Annotated in this window: 15 protein-coding genes; 10 read left to right on the forward strand and 5 right to left on the reverse strand. The window is 71.7% G+C overall.

Features of this window, described 5'->3' with window-relative positions; translation table 11 throughout:
* Positions 1-26: 26 nt before the first annotated feature.
* Complete coding sequence (locus tag ACIBZJ_RS35265; RefSeq protein WP_395937554.1) at positions 27-449, forward strand: DUF3151 domain-containing protein; 423 nt, start codon at positions 27-29, stop codon at positions 447-449.
* Between the two features lie 71 nt (positions 450-520).
* On the opposite strand, the gene ACIBZJ_RS35270 is transcribed toward ACIBZJ_RS35265, so the two are convergent.
* On the reverse strand, positions 521-2,233 hold the full coding sequence (locus ACIBZJ_RS35270) for a DHA2 family efflux MFS transporter permease subunit (protein ID WP_395937556.1): 1,713 nt from the start codon (positions 2,231-2,233) through the stop codon (positions 521-523).
* 208 nt (positions 2,234-2,441) lie between these two features.
* Between ACIBZJ_RS35270 and ACIBZJ_RS35275 the strand changes: the two genes are divergently transcribed.
* On the forward strand, positions 2,442-3,170 hold the full coding sequence (locus tag ACIBZJ_RS35275) for a TetR/AcrR family transcriptional regulator C-terminal domain-containing protein (RefSeq protein WP_395938128.1): 729 nt from the start codon (positions 2,442-2,444) through the stop codon (positions 3,168-3,170).
* On the opposite strand, the gene ACIBZJ_RS35280 is transcribed toward ACIBZJ_RS35275, so the two are convergent.
* On the reverse strand, positions 3,135-5,033 hold the full coding sequence (locus ACIBZJ_RS35280) for a chromosome partitioning protein (RefSeq protein WP_395938130.1): 1,899 nt from the start codon (positions 5,031-5,033) through the stop codon (positions 3,135-3,137). The genes ACIBZJ_RS35275 and ACIBZJ_RS35280 overlap by 36 nt on opposite strands.
* Positions 5,034-5,823: 790 nt before the next feature.
* A complete protein-coding gene (locus tag ACIBZJ_RS35285; RefSeq protein WP_395937558.1) occupies positions 5,824-6,687 on the reverse strand; it encodes a diacylglycerol/lipid kinase family protein in 864 nt (287 codons plus the stop codon).
* 48 nt (positions 6,688-6,735) lie between these two features.
* Between ACIBZJ_RS35285 and ACIBZJ_RS35290 the strand changes: the two genes are divergently transcribed.
* Positions 6,736-8,022 (forward strand): adenylosuccinate synthase, encoded by a 1,287-nt coding sequence (locus tag ACIBZJ_RS35290; protein WP_395937560.1) that lies wholly within the window; start codon positions 6,736-6,738, stop codon positions 8,020-8,022.
* A 56-nt stretch (positions 8,023-8,078) separates the two neighbouring features.
* Here ACIBZJ_RS35290 and ACIBZJ_RS35295 read toward each other — a convergent pair whose 3' ends face one another.
* Positions 8,079-8,333, reverse strand: a complete 255-nt coding sequence (locus ACIBZJ_RS35295; RefSeq protein ID WP_395937562.1) for a hypothetical protein — start codon at positions 8,331-8,333, stop codon at positions 8,079-8,081.
* Between the two features lie 15 nt (positions 8,334-8,348).
* Here ACIBZJ_RS35295 and ACIBZJ_RS35300 point away from each other — a divergent pair, with 15 nt between their 5' ends.
* From ACIBZJ_RS35300 to ACIBZJ_RS35310, 3 genes are read left to right on the forward strand one after another with little or no spacing between them, the layout of a single operon-like run.
* Entirely contained in the window at positions 8,349-8,864 is a 516-nt protein-coding gene (locus tag ACIBZJ_RS35300) for a hypothetical protein (protein WP_395937564.1), read from the forward strand.
* 58 nt (positions 8,865-8,922) lie between these two features.
* The gene (locus ACIBZJ_RS35305; protein ID WP_395937566.1) at positions 8,923-10,011 is read left to right on the forward strand and encodes a transporter substrate-binding domain-containing protein; all 1,089 of its coding nucleotides are present in this window, start codon (positions 8,923-8,925) and stop codon (positions 10,009-10,011) included.
* Complete coding sequence (locus ACIBZJ_RS35310) at positions 10,008-11,054, forward strand: hypothetical protein (protein WP_395937568.1); 1,047 nt, start codon at positions 10,008-10,010, stop codon at positions 11,052-11,054. The genes ACIBZJ_RS35305 and ACIBZJ_RS35310 overlap by 4 nt, the downstream gene beginning before the upstream one ends.
* On the opposite strand, the gene ACIBZJ_RS35315 is transcribed toward ACIBZJ_RS35310, so the two are convergent.
* Positions 10,999-12,492: a PLP-dependent aminotransferase family protein gene (locus ACIBZJ_RS35315; protein WP_395937570.1), complete on the reverse strand. Its 1,494-nt coding sequence runs from the start codon at positions 12,490-12,492 to the stop codon at positions 10,999-11,001. The genes ACIBZJ_RS35310 and ACIBZJ_RS35315 overlap by 56 nt on opposite strands.
* A gap of 165 nt (positions 12,493-12,657) precedes the next feature.
* Here ACIBZJ_RS35315 and ACIBZJ_RS35320 point away from each other — a divergent pair, with 165 nt between their 5' ends.
* The 4 genes from ACIBZJ_RS35320 (at position 12,658) to purD (ending at position 17,544) form a co-directional block, all read left to right on the forward strand.
* Positions 12,658-14,142 carry a CoA-acylating methylmalonate-semialdehyde dehydrogenase gene (locus tag ACIBZJ_RS35320; RefSeq protein ID WP_395937572.1) on the forward strand — a complete coding sequence of 495 codons (1,485 nt, stop codon included), beginning with the start codon at positions 12,658-12,660 and terminating at the stop codon, positions 14,140-14,142.
* Between the two features lie 12 nt (positions 14,143-14,154).
* Positions 14,155-15,483 (forward strand): aspartate aminotransferase family protein, encoded by a 1,329-nt coding sequence (locus tag ACIBZJ_RS35325; RefSeq protein ID WP_395937574.1) that lies wholly within the window; start codon positions 14,155-14,157, stop codon positions 15,481-15,483.
* A 193-nt stretch (positions 15,484-15,676) separates the two neighbouring features.
* Positions 15,677-16,201, forward strand: a complete 525-nt coding sequence (locus ACIBZJ_RS35330; protein WP_395937576.1) for a hypothetical protein — start codon at positions 15,677-15,679, stop codon at positions 16,199-16,201.
* Between the two features lie 98 nt (positions 16,202-16,299).
* On the forward strand, positions 16,300-17,544 hold the full coding sequence (purD, locus tag ACIBZJ_RS35335) for a phosphoribosylamine--glycine ligase (protein ID WP_395937578.1): 1,245 nt from the start codon (positions 16,300-16,302) through the stop codon (positions 17,542-17,544).
* Positions 17,545-18,788 lie beyond the last annotated feature (1,244 nt).

Genomic DNA, 18,788 nt, shown 5'->3' on the forward strand with positions numbered 1-18,788 from the left:
GTCCTCCCGCGCGTCAGGATGAACCCATGAGCCTTCCCCGTGACCTCCTTCCGCAGCCGCCCGCCACGCTCCTGCCGGAGGACCCGGAGGAACTCGAGGCGGTACGAGCGGCGTCCGCAGGCGAAGAAGACCCGTCCGCCGTAGCGGCCCGGTACCCGACCAGCAGCGGCGCGTGGGCCGTGCTCGCCGATCAGGCCTTCGCGAAGGGTGATGCGGTCGCCTCGTACGCCTACGCGCGCACCGGTTACCACCGGGGGCTCGACGCGCTCCGCCGTAACGGCTGGAAGGGCCACGGTCCGGTGCCGTTCTCGCACGAGGGCAACCAGGGCTTCCTGCGGGCGCTGAACGCGCTCGCGCGCGCCGCGCTCGAGATCGGTGAGTCCGACGAGGCCGCCCGCTGCGCCCAGTTCCTCCGCGACTCCGACCCTTCCGCGGCCGACCGCATCTGACGGCGTCCGGACTCCGACCCGCGAACGGCGGGCCGCCCCAGGGTGGCCCGCCGTTGTCGTGCCTCGGTCCACTACGTCGAGGCGGACGCCCGGGCGGCCGGCGTTTCTGCCGCCGACGCGTCGGCCGGCCGACGCGGCGAATCGTCGTCCGCCGTGGCCGGAGGTGCGGTCAGGTCCTCTTCCGGCCGGGCCTTCTGCGGAAGCAGGAACGACAGCGCGGCTAGCACGACCAGCAGGCTCGCGTCGATCAGCAGCAACTTCTTCGCCGCCTCGGTGAAGATCTGCTTCGTCGCGGCCTGGCCTTCCTTCGCCAGCACGGCACCGACCTCCGGCGAGACCGAGCCCCGGCAACTGGCCGGAACCGCCGCCGGGTCGTCCGACGTCGCCCGGTCGTGCACGCAGGCCCGGAACTGCCTGACTACGTCAGGTATCTCCGCCGTAGGTACCCCCGCAGCGGCCAGCTCCGTCCGCAGCGTGGGTGTCACCGACGTCGCCCCGCCCGACGCCGCCCCGCCGAGCAGCGCGACGAACACCGTGGTCAGCACCGCGACGCCGACCGACGCGCCCAGCTGCTGGACCGCGTTGAGCAGCCCGCTGGCCGAACCGACCTCGTCGTCGCCCACGTCGCCCAGCGCGATGTCGAAGAACGGCGCGACGACCCCGCCCATGCCGATCCCGGCCACCAGCAGCGCGGGCGCGAACTCGATGCTGCTCACCGACGTCCCGGCGAGCTGCAGCGTGAGCCAGACTCCGGCGATACCCGCGCCCATCACCAGCGACGAGCCGACGATCACCCAGCGTCCGAAGCGAGGCACGAGCAGGCCCATCGCCAGACCGGCGCCGATCGCGACGCCGAACGGCCACGGACCGACGGTCAGACCGGCGCGCAGCGGGCTGTAGCCGAGGCCGAGTTGCAGGTAGAGCGTGAGCGCCAGCATCAGCCCGGCCATCGCCGCGAAGAACAGCAACCCGACCACCAGCGCACTGCTGAAGCTGCGCTTACCGAACAGGCTCGGCATGACCAGCGGCGTCCGCCCCGCCCGTGAACGCCGCACGAGGTGCCGGGCCAGCACCGCGAACAGCAGCACACCCAGCGCCAGACACCCGAAGATCCAGGCCGGCCAGTCCAGCTCGTTGCCCTGGACCAGAGGGAACACCAGCAGGAACGCCCCCGCGGTGGCGAGCCCGGCCCCCCACGGATCGAGCCCGTCGGCCGACGCGGTCTTGTCTTCGCGCAGCACGGTCAGCGCGCCGACCAGCGCCGCGACGCCGAGTGGGAGGTTGATCAGGAAGATCATCCGCCAGCCGGTGCCGAAGAGGTCGGCGTCGACCAGCGCCCCGCCGACGATCGGCCCGGCCACCGCCGACAGCCCCATCACCGGCCCGAACAGCGCGAACGCCTTGCCGAGCTGATCGGGCGGGAACACGGCCCTGACCAGCCCGAAGCCCTGCGGGATCAGCAGCGCGGCGAACAGGCCCTGGATGATCCGGAACCCGATCAGCGTCCCCGGCGAGACCGCCAGCGCGCACGCGGCCGAGCTCAGCGTGAAGCCCAGCACGCCGATCACGAACAGGCGCTTGCGTCCGTACAGGTCGCCGAGGCGGGCGGCGGTGATCAGGCCGACCGCGAACGCCAGCGTGTAACCGGCGGCGATCCACTGGATCGAGGAGTACGTGCCGCCGAGGTCGTCCCGGATCGCCGGCGACGCGACCCCGACGATCGTGCTGTCGAGCAGGTCCATCACCTCGGCCACGAGCACGACGGCCAGCGCGAGCCAAGCCATTCGCCCACCGGCCCGGTAGCCGTCCGGTGGCCGCGTTGGTTCTTCTACCGGGGATGACGAAGTGTCGGATGCCATGAGGTGCCTCCAAGGCGAACGATGTTCGATTGACGAACGGCGTTCCGCCCGCACGAACACCGTCTTACGATCGAACGCCGTTCGTGTCAAGTACAGTGTTCGACGTGCGGTCGAGGAGGACTAGTTGAGCGATATGCCGTCTCCGCCCTGGCGTGACCGGAAACGGGAGCGGAGGAGGGCCGCGCCCGCGCGGCGTCCGCTCGACTACGACCAAATCGTCGACGCGGCGCTGGCCGTACTGGACGCTGAGGGCGTCGACGCGATGAGCATGCGCCGGGTCGCCCAGCAGCTCGGTACCGGCGCGGCCTCGCTCTACGCACACGTCCAGAACAAAGAGGAGCTCGTCGACGCCGTCATCGAGCGGATTCTCTCCGACGTGGAGATCCCGGCGCCGACCGGCGACTGGCGGGAGGACTTCGTCCGGATCGCCTACGTGACCCGCGACGCGCTCGGGGCCCACCGCGACGCGGCCAAGGCGCTCTGGGGCCGAGTTCCGACCGGCCCGAACGCGATCCGGCTGGCCGACCACGTCTACGGCATGCTCCGTCGGCTCGGCCTGCCCGACCAGCTCGTGGCCTGGGCCGGTCCGCTGCTGTTCGACTACATCACCACGGACGCCTACGAGGGCAGCCTGTACTCGGCCACGTTCGGCGACGAGAACGGCACGATCAAGTACTTCGAGAGCTTGAGCCAGTACTTCGCCTCGTTGCCGCACGAGCGGTTCCCGAACGTGGTCGAACTGGCCGGCACGCTCACCACCGGAGGCGGGGAGGAGCGGTTCGCGTTCGGGCTCGACGTGCTGCTCACCGGATTGAAAGCGAAAGCCTCAGAGGCCCTCGGCGATGGCAGCGGCGATTCGTAGCCAGGCGTTCCGGCTCCGGGACGACAGCTCGCCGTACCGGATCGGCTCGCCCGAGTCGAGCAGCTTCTCGTACGGCGCGAGCAGCACGGCCCGGGTCCGCGCGGCGAAGTGCCGCTGGATCGCCTCCAGGTCGACGTCCTTCCGGCTGGCCGCCATCGCCACGACGGTGACCGCCCGGCGCACGAGTTCGTGCCGGCCGGTTTGGTCGAGGTGGTCGAGCATCCGCGCGGCGGTCTCGGCCGAGTCGCCACGGGCCGACATCGTGATGACGAGCTGGTCGGTCGCGTCGATCGCGGCCTGCCAGTTCGCGGCCCGGACGTTGTTGCCGGTGTCGACGACGATCAGCTTGTAGAACCGGGCCACGATCTCGCGGATGTTCTTGAACGCGTCCGCGGTGAGCATCTCACCGGCGGTCGCCGACTCGTCCGACGCGAGCACGTCGAACATCGCCTCGCCCTGCGATCGGACGAACGGCGTCAGGTCGCCGACCTTGCCGCTGGTCTGCTGGAAGCTCGGCAGGGCACGGAGGACGTCCCGGACCGTGTGCACGTGGTAGTCCTGCTGCGAACGCATGCCCAGCGTGCCCTGGGTCTCGTTGTTGTCCCAGGCCAGGACGTAGCCGCCCCGGTTCTGACCGAACGTCATCGCGGTCATCAGCACCGCGACGGTCTTGCCCGCGCCGCCCTTCGGGTTCACGACCGTCACCTGGCGCAGCCCGCCGAAGTTCCGCCGGACCTTCGCCACCGCGTCCCGGTAGTCGATCTCCCGCTTCGAGAGCTGCGGGCTCACTGTCCCGAACGTCACCCGCCGGATCAGCGCCGGCATGCCCATCGTCGGCTCCGGCGGCCGTGGCCGGTGCGCCCGCCTAGCGGCGAACTCCTCCGCCGTCGGCGGCGCGGTCGACCGGTCGAACGTCGGCGCGGCCGGATTGGTCCGCCACTCCGGCTGCGTCGGTGGGGCTTCGTTCGGCGGACGCTCGGCCGCGGGGTCGGGCGCAGGGTCGGGCGCCGGCCGGTAGGAGTACGTGTCCGCGGGCCGGCTCAGGTCGTGCGGGCCCGGTGCGCCCGGGGACGCTCCCGGCGGCGGGCCGGATTGAGGCGGGCCGGATTGAGGCGGGCCGAACTGGCTCTGGGGAATCGGCTCGGTGGGGTGCGGTTCGGCGGGCCAGGTGGGTGAGGTCAGCGGATCGGGCTCGAGCGGCTGACCGGAGGTGGGGACGGCGCTGATCGGTTCGCCGGAGATCGGAGCATCCGCGGCGTGAGCGCCAGAGACCGGCTGCTCAGCGCCCTCCTGCGATGTCCACTTCTGCTGCTCGGCCGGGGGCCACTGACCCTCCGGTGATGACCACGGCTGCTGCGGAGCGGCGTGCTGCCACACCTGGTCGGGCGGAGCCTGCTCGCCGGCTGGGGGCCACGGCTCGGCCGCACCCGGCTGGTGCCATACCTGGTCGGGCGGCGGCTGAGCTCCCGGCTGCTGCCAGAGCTCGGGCCCGGCCTGCTGCCACTGCTGCTCCGGCCCGGGCTGTGCACCGGGTTGCTGCCACGGCTCGGCCTGCTGCCACTGCTGCTCCGGCCCCGGCTGTGCGGCGGGCTGCTGCCACTGCTGCTCCGGCCCGGGCTGTGCGGCGGGTTGCTGCCACGGTTGTTCCGGCCCGGGCTGCGGAACCGGCTGGCCCGGTTGGCCAGGGGGCGGCGGCGCGAAACCCGGCGGCGCGAAACCCGGCGGCGCGAAACCCGGCTGGGCCGGGCCCGGCTGCTGGCCCGGCCATTGCTGCTGGCCCGGCCAGTCGGACTGCGCGGGCCACTGCTGCTGCGGAGGCCACTGCTGCTGTGCGGGCCACGGGTTTTCCTGCCCGGGCCACATCGGCGGCTGCTCCTGAGCCGGCCACTGCTGCTGCGGAGGCTGTTGCGCGGGCCACTGCTGCTCCGGCGCCGGCCACTGCGGGGGCGCCTGCTCGCCCCACTGCTGCTGCCCCGCCTGCGGCACCCCGGATTGCGGCACGCCCGAGTGAGGCGTGCCCTGCGCCGCACCCGGCTGCCCCTGCAACCACTGCTGATCCGCCGCACCCGGCGGCCCCGCACCCAGCGGCCCCGCACCCAGCGGCCCCGCGCCCGGTGCCTGCGCCCCCGCACCGGGCCAGCCCTGGGCCGACGGCGGCTGCCACGACACCTCCGGCGCCAGCCCCGGCACGGTCGGCGCGTTCAACCCGGGATCGGGCACGTGCGACGACTGCGGACTCTCCGGCGTAGGCCACTGCGGCGGCGCCATCGGTGGCCCGGACGCCACGGCGTCCGGCCCGGGCTGCGCCGGAACCTCGGGCGCATCGGCCATGCGCACCACGCCGTTGCTCCCGGTCGGCGTCTCCACCCACCCGGACCCGGAGTGCAGATGCTGGGCCGCCGGTGTACCGTTCGCCGCCTGCTCGGTCGCGTTCGGTGACGGCTCGGGCCACCCGATCGCGGAAGGTTCACCGGGCAGATCGGTGTGCGCCCCCTGAGAGGGACGACCGTTGGTCTCCCCGCCGTCGGCTGGCGTGCTCGGCACGGAACGCAACCCCCATCGATGTACGACTAGACCCGGTTCGCAGTATGCCCAGTATCCATACCGCCGGTACCTCCCAACGGTGGATAATTCCGGTTACGGGGTGTACTCGTCACTCGATGTACACCCCCCAGGCGCCTCGCTCCATCCACCAGGTGCGCTTCTTCGAGACCGTGCCGTCCGCACCGTCGTCGGTGACCGGCACTCCGTCGTCCGTGTGGATGGTGAACGCCACCGCGCGCCCCCGAGCGCGCCGGACCTCGATCTCACCGTGGGCGCGGCGGCGGCCGAGCAGGCCGCGGGGCGCGGGCGTCGGCAGGGCGAGCCCGACCTCCAGCAGGCCGTCGGTCGGATCCGCCGAAACGACGAGCGGCAGCGCACCGAGCGAGGCGTAGCCGTCGGCGTTCGCGATCGCGCAGGCCAGCAGCGCCTCGGTGCCGTCGGACAACACCGCGTCGTCGACGTCGATCCGGGCGTGCCAGGCCACCGGGCGGCCCTGTTCGTCCGCGCCGCCGAGCATCGCGCCGTGCAGCGTCACCGACCCGCCGTCGTTGCGCAGCAGGTCGACACGCCGGTCGACGCCACCCAGCACCGCCGCCGCCACGGCCGCCGGATCGCGTGGCAACCCCAGTTTCGCGGCCAGGTCGGCGTCCCCCTGGGCTTCCAGAGGCAGCACGCCGACGGCGGGGAGGTCGGGGACCGTACGGTCGCTCGGCAGGTCGGCCGGACGGTCACCGCCGCGCGGCAGCGAACGGCGGACCATCCGGCGCAGCACGGCGCGCAGCTGTCCGTCGCCACCGGCGACGACCAGCCGGGCTCCGTCGACCGAGGCCCGCTTGACCGCGGCATCGACGTCGGAGTCGGAATCCAGCTCGAGGACTTCGACGTTCGCGCCCTTGCGGAGCGCGTCGCGACAGGACAACACGGGTACCCGGGTGGCGACGCCAGGACCCGGGGCGAGAAGCAGCACGTCCACGTTGGTTAGCCTTACATGTAATCCATTCCTGGGTTGATGGAGGACCGTATGCCCGCGATCGTGCTCGTCGGCGCCCAGTGGGGGGACGAGGGGAAAGGCAAGGCCACCGACCTTCTCGGCGACAAAGTGCAGTGGGTGGTCCGCTACCAAGGCGGTAACAACGCCGGGCACACCGTCATCACGCCGGACGGGGAGAAGTACGCGCTGCACCTGATCCCGTCCGGCATCTTGACGCCGGGGGCCACCTCGGTGATCGGCAACGGGGTCGTGGTCGACCCGGCCGTGCTGATCGGCGAGATGGACGGGCTGATCGAGCGCGGCGTCGACGTGTCGAATCTGAAGATCTCGGCCGACGCGCACCTGATCATGCCGCACCACCGGGCGCTGGATAAGGTCACCGAGCGTTACCTCGGTAAGGCGCGGATCGGCACCACCGGGCGGGGCATCGGCCCGGCCTACGGCGACAAGCTCGCCCGGATCGGCATCCGGGTCGCCGACCTGCTCGACCCGGGCATCCTGCGCCGCAAGCTCGACACGGTGCTGGACGAGAAGAACCAGATCCTGGCCAAGGTCTACAACCGCAAGGCGATCGACCCGGCGGCGGTGGCCGAGGAGTACCTGGGTTACGCCGAACGACTGAAAGGCCACATCGCCGATTCCCGGCTGCTCCTCAACAAGGCGCTCGAGCGCGGCGAGATCGTGCTGCTCGAGGGCTCGCAGGGCACGCTGCTCGACGTCGACCACGGCACTTATCCGTTCGTCACGTCGTCGAACCCGACGGCGGGCGGGGCCTGCGCCGGCAGCGGGATCGGCCCGACGCGGATCACGAAGGTGATCGGGATCCTCAAGGCCTACACGACCCGGGTGGGGTCGGGTCCGTTCCCGACCGAGCTGCTCGACGAGTACGGCGAGCGGCTGCGCAGGATCGGCGGCGAGGTCGGCGTCACCACCGGGCGCAACCGTCGCACCGGGTGGTTCGACGCGGTGATCTCGCGGTACGCGACCCGGGTCAACGGCCTCACCGACATCTTCCTGACCAAGCTCGACGTGCTCTCCGGACTCGACCGAGTGCCGATCTGCGTCGCCTACGAAGTCGACGGCGAGCGCATGGACGACATGCCGATGACGCAGACCGACTTCCACCACGCGACGCCGATCTACGAGTACCTGGACGGCTGGTCGGAGGACCTCTCCGACGTCCGGACGTTCGCTGACCTGCCGAAGAACGCGCAGGCGTACGTGACCCGGCTGGAGGAGCTCTCCGGGACGCAGGTCAGCGTGATCGGCGTCGGCCCCGGTCGTGAGCAGAACGTGGTGGTGCGCGACCTGGTCTGACCGTTTGTCGGCAGAGGCCTCGGGAACCCGGACGGAAATCCACCCCGAGGAGGAGATCAGCGTGGAGTTGCCGCGCACGGCGAAGTGCTGCTCGACCGGTCGCTGCCCGAGCCGCCGCGGCGGCAGATCACCCGGGTGTCGCCGCTGCCGCACCTCATGCCGCTCCTGGCGCCGTATCCGGAGCCGCTGCCGTACGTCGTGGTCGTCGTCGACCGCACCGGCGCGGACGTCTCGGCGTACGCCGGGGTCGGCCGGCCGCTGTTCGAGGACACCGTGTCCGGGGTCTCCTGCGCGACGAGTTGCCGCCTCACGTCTCGGAGATCGCGGTGGAGACCGAGGTGGGTTCCCGGGCGCCGGGCTCCGATCCGTCGCGGTTGGAGTTCGAGGTTCGTGCGCTGCTGAACGATCGGGTGTCTTCGGAACGTGCTGACCGGCTCGGCGCGGGATCTGCCCGGGACACCGCTGCGCAGGGCTTGGAAGCGCTGTTCGGTGCCCTCCGGAAAGGCATGGTCGACACGGCGATCGTCGTCGACGACCCCCGCTCAGACTTGGCCGTTGCCGTCGGGCCGGAGCCGCTCGCGCTGGCACTCTCCGCATCGACCCTCGAGGGGTTCGGCGTCTCGGCGGTGCAGCAGGATCGGGCCGACGCGGCGATCGTGCGGGCTCTGGCGGCCTCCGGCGGGAAGCTGGAGATCGTCGTCGACGACCGTTCGACGGACGACGACCTCGGTTCGACGCCGACGCCGGCGGCGCCGGCCGACGACGTCCCCGAACAGCCGAGGATCGAATTCACCGACGGGGTCGCGGCCGTCCTGCGGAGGCCGGGCGCCGGTCTCTACTAGAAGTGGCGAAGGTGTAGCCGGGTCGGCAACTCGTGCGACGTGCCGCTATAACGGCGGTATGACGGACGAGGGCTCTGGTGACGAGGAGACGCAGGCGCCCAACGCTGTCCCGACCCAGCCGAACGGCCCGTGGGTTCGCGGCGGCGGCGGTGCTCTGCCGCCCCGCTGGGCCAGCGGCGGGCGGAGCTTATCCAAGTTCGACGGTCTGGGCGTCGCCGCCCGCCTGCTGAGGCTGACGGTCGTCGTCGTCCTGCTGGTCGGTGCGGTGGTGGTCGCGGCGGTGACGGTCGCGGGGATCGGGCCACCGTCCGAGCAAGACCTGCGACGCCGGGCCGGGCTGCTCGACAAGCGTCAGCTGCTGATCGGCGTCAAGGACGACCAGCCGGGCATGTCCTTGCGGCGCAACGGCGTCTACAAGGGCTTCGACGTCGAGATCGCGTACCTGGTCGCCGCCGACCTCGGCTTCGCCCCGGACGACGTGCGCTTCCTGACGATCGAGAGCGAGGACCGGGCCCGCCGCCAGGCCCTCGACGTCAAGACGAACAAGATCGTCACGGTCGACCTCGTCGTGGCCACGTTCAGCATCACACCGGCCCGGAAAGCCGACCCGGACGTCACGTTCTCGGCGCCGTATCTGCGCACCGAGCAATCCGTGCTGACCCGGCGTCCGCACACGAAGGTGGAGGCGCTGACCGACCTGGCGGGCAAGAAGGTCTGCACGCTGAACACGACCACGTCGGCGCAGAATCTCCAGGCGGCCGGCGTCGAGCCGGTCGGGAAGAACAAGATCAGCGAGTGCGTGAAGGGCCTGCGGTCCGGCGCGTACGAGGCGGTCTCGACCGACGCGGCGATCCTGGCCGGGTTCGTGGCGCAGGACCCCAAGGCGTTCCAGATCCACGACATCGGGGCCGAGGGCAGTGAGCTCTACGGCATCAACGTCGGGACGAACAAGTCGCTCGCCACGCTGGTCGACCTGGCTCTGTACCGGTCCTACACCGAGCCGGCCGACCGCCGGTGGGAGAACGCGTACGACACCTACCTGCGCCCGGAGCAGCCGTTCTCGATGCCGCAGCAGGTGGCGGTGGCCAAGCAGCCGGAGGTCGAGCGGCCGAAGGTGCGGATCTGGCCGTGGCAGGACGAACGGTGAGCGGCCCGGTACTGCTCCCGGCCCGTCGGCGCCGAGGCCGTGACCAGCAGTGGCTGCTGACCGCGTTGCCGGCGTTCCCGCTGCTCCTGCTCGTGCTGCGGCTCTGGTACCTGAGCCGGCAGGACCTGCAGACGATGCTGCTGCTGGTGCAGAACGTCAGCCCGCTGGGGCTGATCGGTTCGCTGCTGATCACGCTGATCTGGGCGCCGCCGGTGTTCATCCTGGTCGGGCGCGCGCTGGGCGGGCTGTTGCTGGTGAGCTCGATCGACGCCGGACGCTCGTGGCTGGCCCGGGCGGCCGGGCGGACGCCGGGGTGGGTGGTGCTGTCGGCGTTCGCGGTGGCCGCCGTGACCTGGCAGCTGCGCTTCGTGCCGACGCTCGGCATGCTGGTGCTCGTCATCTTCGCGCTCGACGTCCGGCTGCGGTACGAGGACCATCCGAACCTCGTCCGGCTGGCGTGTGTGGTGGTGCCGGTGGCGTGCAGTCTGCTGGGACTGCTGCTGTTCGGGCCGGCCGCCTGGCAGGCGTTGGGCGCGTCGGAGCCGGAGACCGCGTTCCTGCTGATCGCGCCGGTGCTCGCGCTGCCGTTCCTGACCGGGCCGGTGCCCGCGCCGAGCGCACGCCTGGTGACGCACTGGGTGGCGATGGCCGGGCTGGTGATCGGGCCGATCCTGGTCGCGGCGATCTTCGTCCAGGCGCCGGTGCTGCCCGCGGTGGCGGTGGAGATCGAGGCGACGGCGACGCCGTCCGCGGACGCGATCGGTGACCAGGACGACGTCACGGTCGTGCGCGGCCAGGTGATCACGGTGGACGACCGCTCCACGACGCTGCTGGAGTCCAGCGGCAAGGTGGAATTCGTCCCGAACGACACGGTGATCTCGCAGGTGCTCTGCCCGGATCCGCTGGATCCGCCGTACAGCGCGGTGAAGGTGCACGGATGGCAGGTGGAGAGGGCGATGCTGAACTGGCTGGCGCCGTCGCGCTCGGTCACCGAGGCTCCCGACCCGCGCTGCCTGGGCCGCCCTGCCCCGGGGCGGCGCTGAGGGGGCGCGCGTCCGCCGCGGCCGCGGCCAGTTCGGCGATGCCGGGGTCGATCCGGTCGGTCGGGACGCTGGCGAAGCCGATCTTCACGGCGTTCAGGCGGCGGGGTCCTCGCAGGTGGTAAGCGTCGCTGGGCTCGATCAGGACTCCGCGCGCGCGGGCGGCCGCGGCCAGCGCACGGCTGTTCAGCGCGGGCGGACCCACCACCCACAATGCCGTCCCCCCGGCCGGGAACGTGTCTCCGAACGCGGGGCCCCACCCCAGGTACGTGTCCACCGCGGCGACCGTGCGGCGCCAGCGGTCGCGCAGGATCGTCCGGGCCCGACGCAGCGCCCGCGCGTAGTCACCGGACGTGATGAGCAGCGCCAACGCCCGCTGCTGCTGCCCCGGCGCGTGCCGTACCTGGAACCGGCGCCGCTCACGAAGGGCGGCGACCAACCGGGCGTCGGCCACCAGGAAACCCAGCCGCAGCCCCGGGGCCAGGAACTTCGAGAAGCTTCCGAGGTAGATCACCTGCCCCCGCCGGTCCAGCGCCTTGAGCGCCGGGGTGGGGCTGCCCGCGTAGCGGAACTCGGCGTCGTAGTCGTCCTCGATGATCACCAGGTCCTGGGACGCGTCGAGCAGTTGGTGCCGACGCCCGGCCGTGAGCGTCACGTTCGTCGGGTACTGGTGCGACGGGGTGACGGCCACCGCGTCGCAGCCGGCCAGCTCGTCGGTGGGCACCAGCCCGTTCCCGTCCACGTCGAGCGGCACCAGCGTCGCGCCGGCCCGCACCGCGATGTGCCAGACGTCGGGATACCCCGGGTCCTCCACGGCCAGCCGGCGCCCCGGCCCGAGCAGTTCGCCCGCGATCAGCGAATGGCCTTGCTGCGAGCCCAGCGTCACCAGCACCTGTGACGGGTCGGCGTCGATGCCGCGGGCCGGCAGGATGTGCCGGCACAGCGCCTCGACCAGCAGCGGATCGTCGGCGTCGCCGAGATCGGACAGGCTCGGCCAGAACGACGGCCCCTCCAGCGCGGCCCGCAGGCACCGCTGCCACGCCCGTCGCGGGAACAGGTCGGCCGAGGGCTGCCCGGACAGGAACGGATAGCGGTACCGCTGCCAGTCGCGGGGGCGGTGCGAGATCGGCAGGTCGTCGCTCACGACCGGTGCGAGCCGGGCGTCCCAGTCGAAACGATCCGCGGCGGGCGGGGCGGCCGGACGCAGTTCGGCATTGACCGCCAGACCCGACCGGGGCAGCGGGGTCACGTACCCCTCGGCGATCAGTTCCTGGTAGGCGGTGACGACGGTGTTGCGGGAGACGCCGAGTGTCACGGCCAGTTCGCGGGACGACGGCAACCGGCCCTCGGAGCCGAGCCGCCCGGCCAGGATCTCCTGCTCCAGGGCCGCCCGCAGCTGGCGGTAGAGCGGCACGCCACTGCTCCGGTCGAGATCCCACACGTCGCCCAGCGTCGCACGCCGGGATCGTGACGGATGCGTACTGGCGACGCGGGGCCGTCGTCGGCTTCACCGACAACTGGACTCATTACAACTGAATGAACTGGACCTTGTGACTGGTCCAGATTCGGGTCACGGTAGCTACTAGACCAATCAAGGAGGCAGCCAATGCGCACCGTCCCGCACTTCATCGGCGGCAAGCCCATCGAAGGCTCATCCGAGGGCGGGCCGGTGTTCGACCCGAGTACCGGCTCGCAGATCGCGACCGTGCCGTTCGCGACCAGCGCGGACGTCGACACCGCGGTCAGCACCGCGAAGGAAGCCTTCCGGAGCTGGAAGAAGTCCAGCCTCGCCCAGCGCACCCGCATTCTGTTCGCGTTCCGCGAACTGCTCGACCGCCACACCGACGAGCTGGCCCGGATCATCAGCCGCGAGCACGGCAAGACCGTTCCGGACGCCAAGGGCGAGGTCGCCCGGGGCCTGGAGATCGTCGAGTTCGCGTGCGGCATCGGCGAGCACATCAAGGGCGACCAGAGCGCGAACGTTTCGACCGGCGTGGATTCGTTCTCGGTGCGCCAGCCGCTCGGGGTCGTCGCCGGCATCACGCCGTTCAACTTCCCGATCATGGTGCCGCTGTGGATGGCGCCGATCGCGATCGCCGCCGGTAACGCGTTCATCCTCAAGCCCAGCGAGAAGGACCCCTCGGCCGGCGTCCGCCTGGCGGAGCTGTGGGCCGAGGCCGGACTGCCGGACGGGGTGTTCAACGTGCTGCACGGCGACAAGGTCGCCGTCGACGGGCTCCTCACCCACGCGGACGTCGCCGCGGTGAGCTTCGTGGGGTCCACCCCGATCGCGAAGTACATCCACGAGACCGCCACCGCCCACGGCAAGCGGGTGCAGGCCCTCGGCGGGGCGAAGAACCACATGGTCGTGCTGCCCGACGCCGACCTCGACCTGGCCGCCGACGCGGCCGTGTCCGCGGGCTACGGCGCGGCCGGCGAGCGGTGCATGGCGATCTCGGTGGTCGTGGCCGTCGGTGCGGTCGGAGACGAGCTCGTGAGCAAGATCGCCGAGCGCATCCCGGCGGTGACGGTGGCCCCGGGCGACTCCGAGGGCGCCGAGATGGGGCCACTCGTCACCGCCCAGCACCGCGACAAGGTGCGCGGCTACATCGACGCCGGCGAGGCCGCCGGAGCGACGCTGGTCGCCGACGGCCGCACCGTCGAGGTCGAGGGTGACGGCTACTGGGTCGGCCCGACGCTCTTCGACCACGTGCGGAAGGACCAGACGATCTACACCGACGAGATCTTCGGCCCGGTGCTCAGCGTCGTCCGCGCGGAGACCTACGACGAGGCGCTGGAGCTCGTCAACAGCAACCCCTACGCCAACGGCGTCGCCCTGTTCACCTGCGACGGCGGCGTCGCCCGCCAGTTCGGCCTCGACGTCGAGGTCGGCATGGTCGGCATCAACGTCCCGATCCCGGTCCCCGTCGCCACCTACTCTTTCGGGGGCTGGCGCAACTCGCTCTTCGGCGACGTCCACATGTACGGGGCGGAGGGCGTCCGGTTCTGGACCCGGGGCAAGGTGGTCACGACCCGGTGGCCAGACCCGTCGCACCGGGGCGTCGACCTCGGTTTCCCCCAGAACAAGTAAGGAGCCCTCCAGATGTCTCGCACCTCTGAGCTGGACCGCGCCCACGTCTTCCACTCCTGGTCGGCGCAGTCGCTGATCAAGCCGATGGTGATCGACGGCGCGAAGGGCTCCTACGTCTGGGACGAGGAGGGCACCCGCTACCTCGACTTCACCTCGCAACTGGTGTTCACGAACATCGGTCACCAGCACCCGAAGGTCGTCGCGGCGATCCAGGAGCAGGCCGCCCGCCTCTGCACCGTGGCACCGGCGTTCGCGAACGACGTCCGGAGCGAAGCGGCGCGGTTGATCGTCGAACGCGCGCCGGAAGGCCTGAACAAGGTCTTCTTCACCAACGGCGGCGCGGACGCGAACGAGAACGCGGTCCGGATGGCCCGCCTGCACACCGGCCGCCGGAAGGTCCTCACGACCTACCGCAGCTACCACGGCAACACCGCCACCGCGATGCAGATGACCGGCGACCCCCGGCGGTGGGCCAACGACGGAATCGCGACCGACGTCCACCACTTCTTCGGGCCGTACACCTACCGGTCGCCGTTCTGGAGTTCCTCCGAGGAAGAAGAGGGCGTCCGCGCGCTGCAGCACCTGGAAGCCACGATCCAGCTCGAGGGACCGGCGACGATCGCGGCGATCGTGCTGGAGACGATCCCGGGCACGGCCGGCATCCTGGTGCCGCCGGGTTCCTACCTGGCCGGGGTCCGGGAGCTGTGCGACCGGTACGGCATCGTGTTCGTGGCCGACGAGGTGATGGCCGGCTTCGGGCGTGCGGGTGAGTGGTTCGCGGTCGACCACTGGGGTGTCGCCCCCGACCTGATCACGTTCGCGAAGGGCGTGAACTCGGGATACGTCCCGCTGGGTGGCGTCATCATCTCCGACGAGATCGCCGCCACGTTCGCCGAGCGTCCGTTCCCCGGCGGGCTGACCTACTCCGGGCACCCGCTGGCCTGCGCGGCCGCGGTCGCGACGATCAACGCGATGGCCGACGAGGGCATCGTCGAGCACGCCGCGCAGATCGGCGAGGACGTGATCGGGCCCGGGCTGCGGGAGCTGGCCGAGCGTCACCCGGTCATCGGCGAGGTCCGCGGGCTCGGCGTCTTCTGGGCGCTGGACCTGGTCCGCGACTCCTCGACCCGGGAGCCGTTGGTTCCGTACAACGCCGCCGGCGCCGACAACGCCCCGATGGCGGAGCTGCTGGCCGAGACGAAGAAGCGCGGCCTGATCCCGTTCGTGAACATGAACCGGATGCACGTCGTGCCGCCGTGCACGATCAGCGAGGGCGAGGTCAAGGAAGGTCTCGCGGTGCTCGACGAGGTCTTCACGCTCCTCGACCGTCACCACGTCTGATTTTTTCTCTACGCCTGCACGGTCGGGGCCGGTCGCGTTCGCGGCCGGCCCCGCGTGGCCGCGGCCGAGTCGTTCCGCCCGAAGCGTCGTGGCTGAGGAAGCGCTCCTCGCGTCCTCGTCAGTACACCCCGCGGTAACGACGCATTAATGAACCGGTGCAGTTTGGGCGCAAAGGGCATGATCTACTCAAAAGGTGTCTCTACCGCTGTGTGTGCTCGCGCTGTCCTTCGGAACTGCGATCGGCGCGGCACGCGGTAGCTGCCGGTGTGCGTCGGCGCTGGTGGCGCTGGCCGTGGTCTGGGTGCTCGGGAACGGGGCGATGGAAGGCCACGTCCTGTGGACGATGGACAGCGACCACGGCCTGACGCTGGCCGACCTGCTGACGATTCCGATGCTGGCCCTCGGCGGCTGGCGGCTCGGTCGGAGCGCGGAGGCCCAGGCCTGGTTCGCGGCCCGGGCCGCTCCGGGTGAGTCGGCGTGGCGGCCGCGGATGCGGTTCGGGGTGGCGGCCCATCGCGCGATGCTGACCCGGCTGGCCGGCCGGAGAGCCCCGTTCGGGCCCCGCTCGGCGGCCCGGTTGTCCGATGCCGGACGGGCGGGCGCCCCGAGCTCTTTGGCGGGCCGGGCGTCGCACGGGATGGCGGGTGGTGCGCCCGGTTCGAGCAGCGGACCGCGCGTTCGGGGGTTATGCGTGAGCCTGGATCCCCGCTTCGCCTGAGCCGGACGAACCGAGGGGACGGGGTGCACGTCGGGTAGTTGTCCACAGGCTGGGCGGGCGGGGCACCGGTCGGACGGGGGCGTCAGTAGGCTCGTCGCGTGCGCGTCCTCGTTATCGGATCCGGTGCCCGCGAACACGCCCTGTGCGTGGCACTGGCAGCTGACCCTGCTGTCGAGCGTCTCGTGTGCGCTCCCGGCAACGCCGGCATCGCCGCCGTCGCCCAGATCGAGCCGGTCAAGGCGACCGATCCCTACGCGGTGGCCGCCCTGGCCCGGCAGGTCGACGCCGAGCTGGTCGTCATCGGCCCGGAGGCGCCCCTGATGGCCGGCGTCGCCGACATGGTGCGCGAAGAAGGCATCCCGGTGTTCGGCCCGGACGCCGCCGCGGCCCGCATCGAGGGGTCGAAGTCGTTCGCGAAGGCCGTCATGAGCGCGGCCCGCGTCCCGACCGCCGAGTCCCGCACCTGCGACGACGCGTCGCAGGTAGCGGCCGCGCTCGACCTCTTCGGCCCCCCGTACGTGGTGAAGGCCGACGGGCTGGCGGCGGGCAAAGGCGTGGTCGTCACCGACGACAAGGCGGCGGCGCTAGCGCACGCGCAAGACTGCGGCCGCGTCGTGATCGAAGAGTTCCTCGACGGCCCCGAGGTGTCGCTGTTCGTCGTCGCCGACGGCACGACCGCGCTCCCGCTGCTGCCCGCGCAAGACTTCAAGCGGATCGGCGACGGCGACACCGGTCCCAACACCGGCGGCATGGGCGCTTACACCCCGCTCGGCTGGCTGCCCGAAGCCTGCGTCGACGAGGTGATGCGCGACGTCGTCACGCCGACGCTCAACGACTTGGCGAGCCGGGGGACGCCGTTCGTGGGCGTCCTCTACGTGGGGTTGGCCATCACCTCGCGGGGTCCGAGGGTGATCGAGTTCAACGCCCGGTTCGGCGACCCCGAGACCCAGGTCGTCCTGGCGATGCTGGAGACGCCGCTGGCTGGGCTGCTGTTCGCGGCGGCCACCGGCAAGCTCGCGTCGCACCCCCCGCTGGCCTGGCGAGACGGCGCCGCCGTCACCGTCGTGATGGCGTCGGCCGGCTACCCGTCCGGTTCCCGCAGCGGCGACGTGATCACCGGAGCCGACCAGCCGGGCGTCCTGCACGCGGCCACCGCCCGCGACGAGGGCGGCGACTTGGTGACCAGCGGTGGCCGGGTCCTGTCGGTCACCGGGACGGGTGTCGACCTGGCCGCCGCCCGCCGTGAGGCGTACGAGAAGCTGCACCGGATCCACTTCGACGGGGCTCAGTACCGGGCCGACATCGCCGCCAAGGCCGAAGCCGCCCAGGCCGCCGTCGGGTAACCCACGACGCCGGCGCGGTCTTGCTCCCCCTGACGGCCGGCCCGACCGGCCCTGGCCGTCGGCTTTCTGCGCCCAGCCGATCGCCTTCGCGGCGGGGCGCCCCGTTGGCCTCAGTTGTCCGGTCGGTTGGGCGCTCGGTCGGTTGGGTGTTCGGTCGGTTGGGTGTTCGGTCGGTTGGGTGGCTCGGTCGGTTGGGTGGCTCGGTCGGTTGGGTGGCTCGGTCGGTTGGGTGGCTCGGTCGGTTGGGTGGCTCGGTCGGTTGGGCGCTCGGTGGTCGGGTGGCTCGGTGGTCGGGTGGGCCGGTAGCCCACTGCGTCGTCCCGGCGGCCGGGGGTCAGCGGTCTGGAAGGGCCGCCGTTGGTCGGGGGCTCCGGTTCCTCGCGGGCTTGGGGCTTCGCTTCTCCGCGCCGAGGTCCTGTGACCTAGCCGTTCGCCGCCTGTTCCCGCCGCCCCACGGTCGCGCGGTCCGTTGCACCCTCCCCGGCAGTCCGCATGCCTCGCCCTCTCCCGCCGGTTAGTCCTCATCCGTAGCGCCGTAGCGCCGTAGCGCCGTAGCGCCGTAGCGCCGTAGCGCCGTAGCGCCGTAGCGCCGTAGCGGGTTGGCGGCGTGGCCTGCCGACACTCGTGGAGCTGCGGCCGGGGCCACGGCTGAGCGGGGGCTGGCCGCGCGGCTGTCCGTTCCCTGGCGCGCTTGTGGCGTCGCCTCCTTGCTGCCCTAATGGGCCGGCGCTCTCTCTGTTGCGCTTCTGGCCTCGCGGGCCCGCTCTCTCGCGGCTCGGCGGCCAGCGCTCGGTGACCGGGTGACCACGGGCTCGGCGGCCTCCCCGGCGGCCCGCTCAAAGCTGTGACCTGGCCGCCCCGTCCATTGCGGTCCTGCTCCCGGGTGGCCGCGGTGATCGGTGGCCCGGTGGCCCGGCTCCCCACTGCCGCGGCCCCTCGCCGCCCGGTGGCACCGCTCGCCGTAAGCCTCCGCTCTGGAGCCCCGCCAGTGCCCAGTTCGTGCACAGCAGCCAATCGTTCCTACCACCGGCGGTCGTAGGAACGATTTGTTGTTGATCAGCGGTGGTGGTCGGCACAGCGGGGGCGACGATCCGTGACCACAACCCCGTCGGGCCGGCGCCCCGCTGCCTTTGGTGCAGCTGGTCCTGGCCACCCTCGTCCGCAGCCCTGCCCCCATGACCGTGCCCGTCCGCAGCCCTGCCCCCATGACCGTGCCCGTCCGCAGCCCGGCCCGATGACCGTGC

The sequence above is a fragment of the Cryptosporangium sp. NPDC051539 genome (genome assembly GCF_044454545.1).
In the GTDB taxonomy this organism is placed as follows: domain Bacteria; phylum Actinomycetota; class Actinomycetes; order Mycobacteriales; family Cryptosporangiaceae; genus Cryptosporangium.

What these genes read in the sequence shown, in the direction of transcription:
- ACIBZJ_RS35265 (WP_395937554.1), top strand. Translation starts at nt 27, where the DNA reads ATGAGCCTTCCCCGTGACCTCCTTCCGCAGCCGCCCGCCACGCTCCTG.
- ACIBZJ_RS35270 (WP_395937556.1), bottom strand. Translation starts at nt 2,233, where the DNA reads ATGGCTTGGCTCGCGCTGGCCGTCGTGCTCGTGGCCGAGGTGATGGAC.
- ACIBZJ_RS35275 (WP_395938128.1), top strand. Translation starts at nt 2,442, where the DNA reads ATGCCGTCTCCGCCCTGGCGTGACCGGAAACGGGAGCGGAGGAGGGCC.
- ACIBZJ_RS35280 (WP_395938130.1), bottom strand. Translation starts at nt 5,033, where the DNA reads ATGTGGCCCGGGCAGGAAAACCCGTGGCCCGCACAGCAGCAGTGGCCT.
- ACIBZJ_RS35290 (WP_395937560.1), top strand. Translation starts at nt 6,736, where the DNA reads ATGCCCGCGATCGTGCTCGTCGGCGCCCAGTGGGGGGACGAGGGGAAA.
- ACIBZJ_RS35305 (WP_395937566.1), top strand. Translation starts at nt 8,923, where the DNA reads ATGACGGACGAGGGCTCTGGTGACGAGGAGACGCAGGCGCCCAACGCT.
- ACIBZJ_RS35320 (WP_395937572.1), top strand. Translation starts at nt 12,658, where the DNA reads ATGCGCACCGTCCCGCACTTCATCGGCGGCAAGCCCATCGAAGGCTCA.
- ACIBZJ_RS35325 (WP_395937574.1), top strand. Translation starts at nt 14,155, where the DNA reads ATGTCTCGCACCTCTGAGCTGGACCGCGCCCACGTCTTCCACTCCTGG.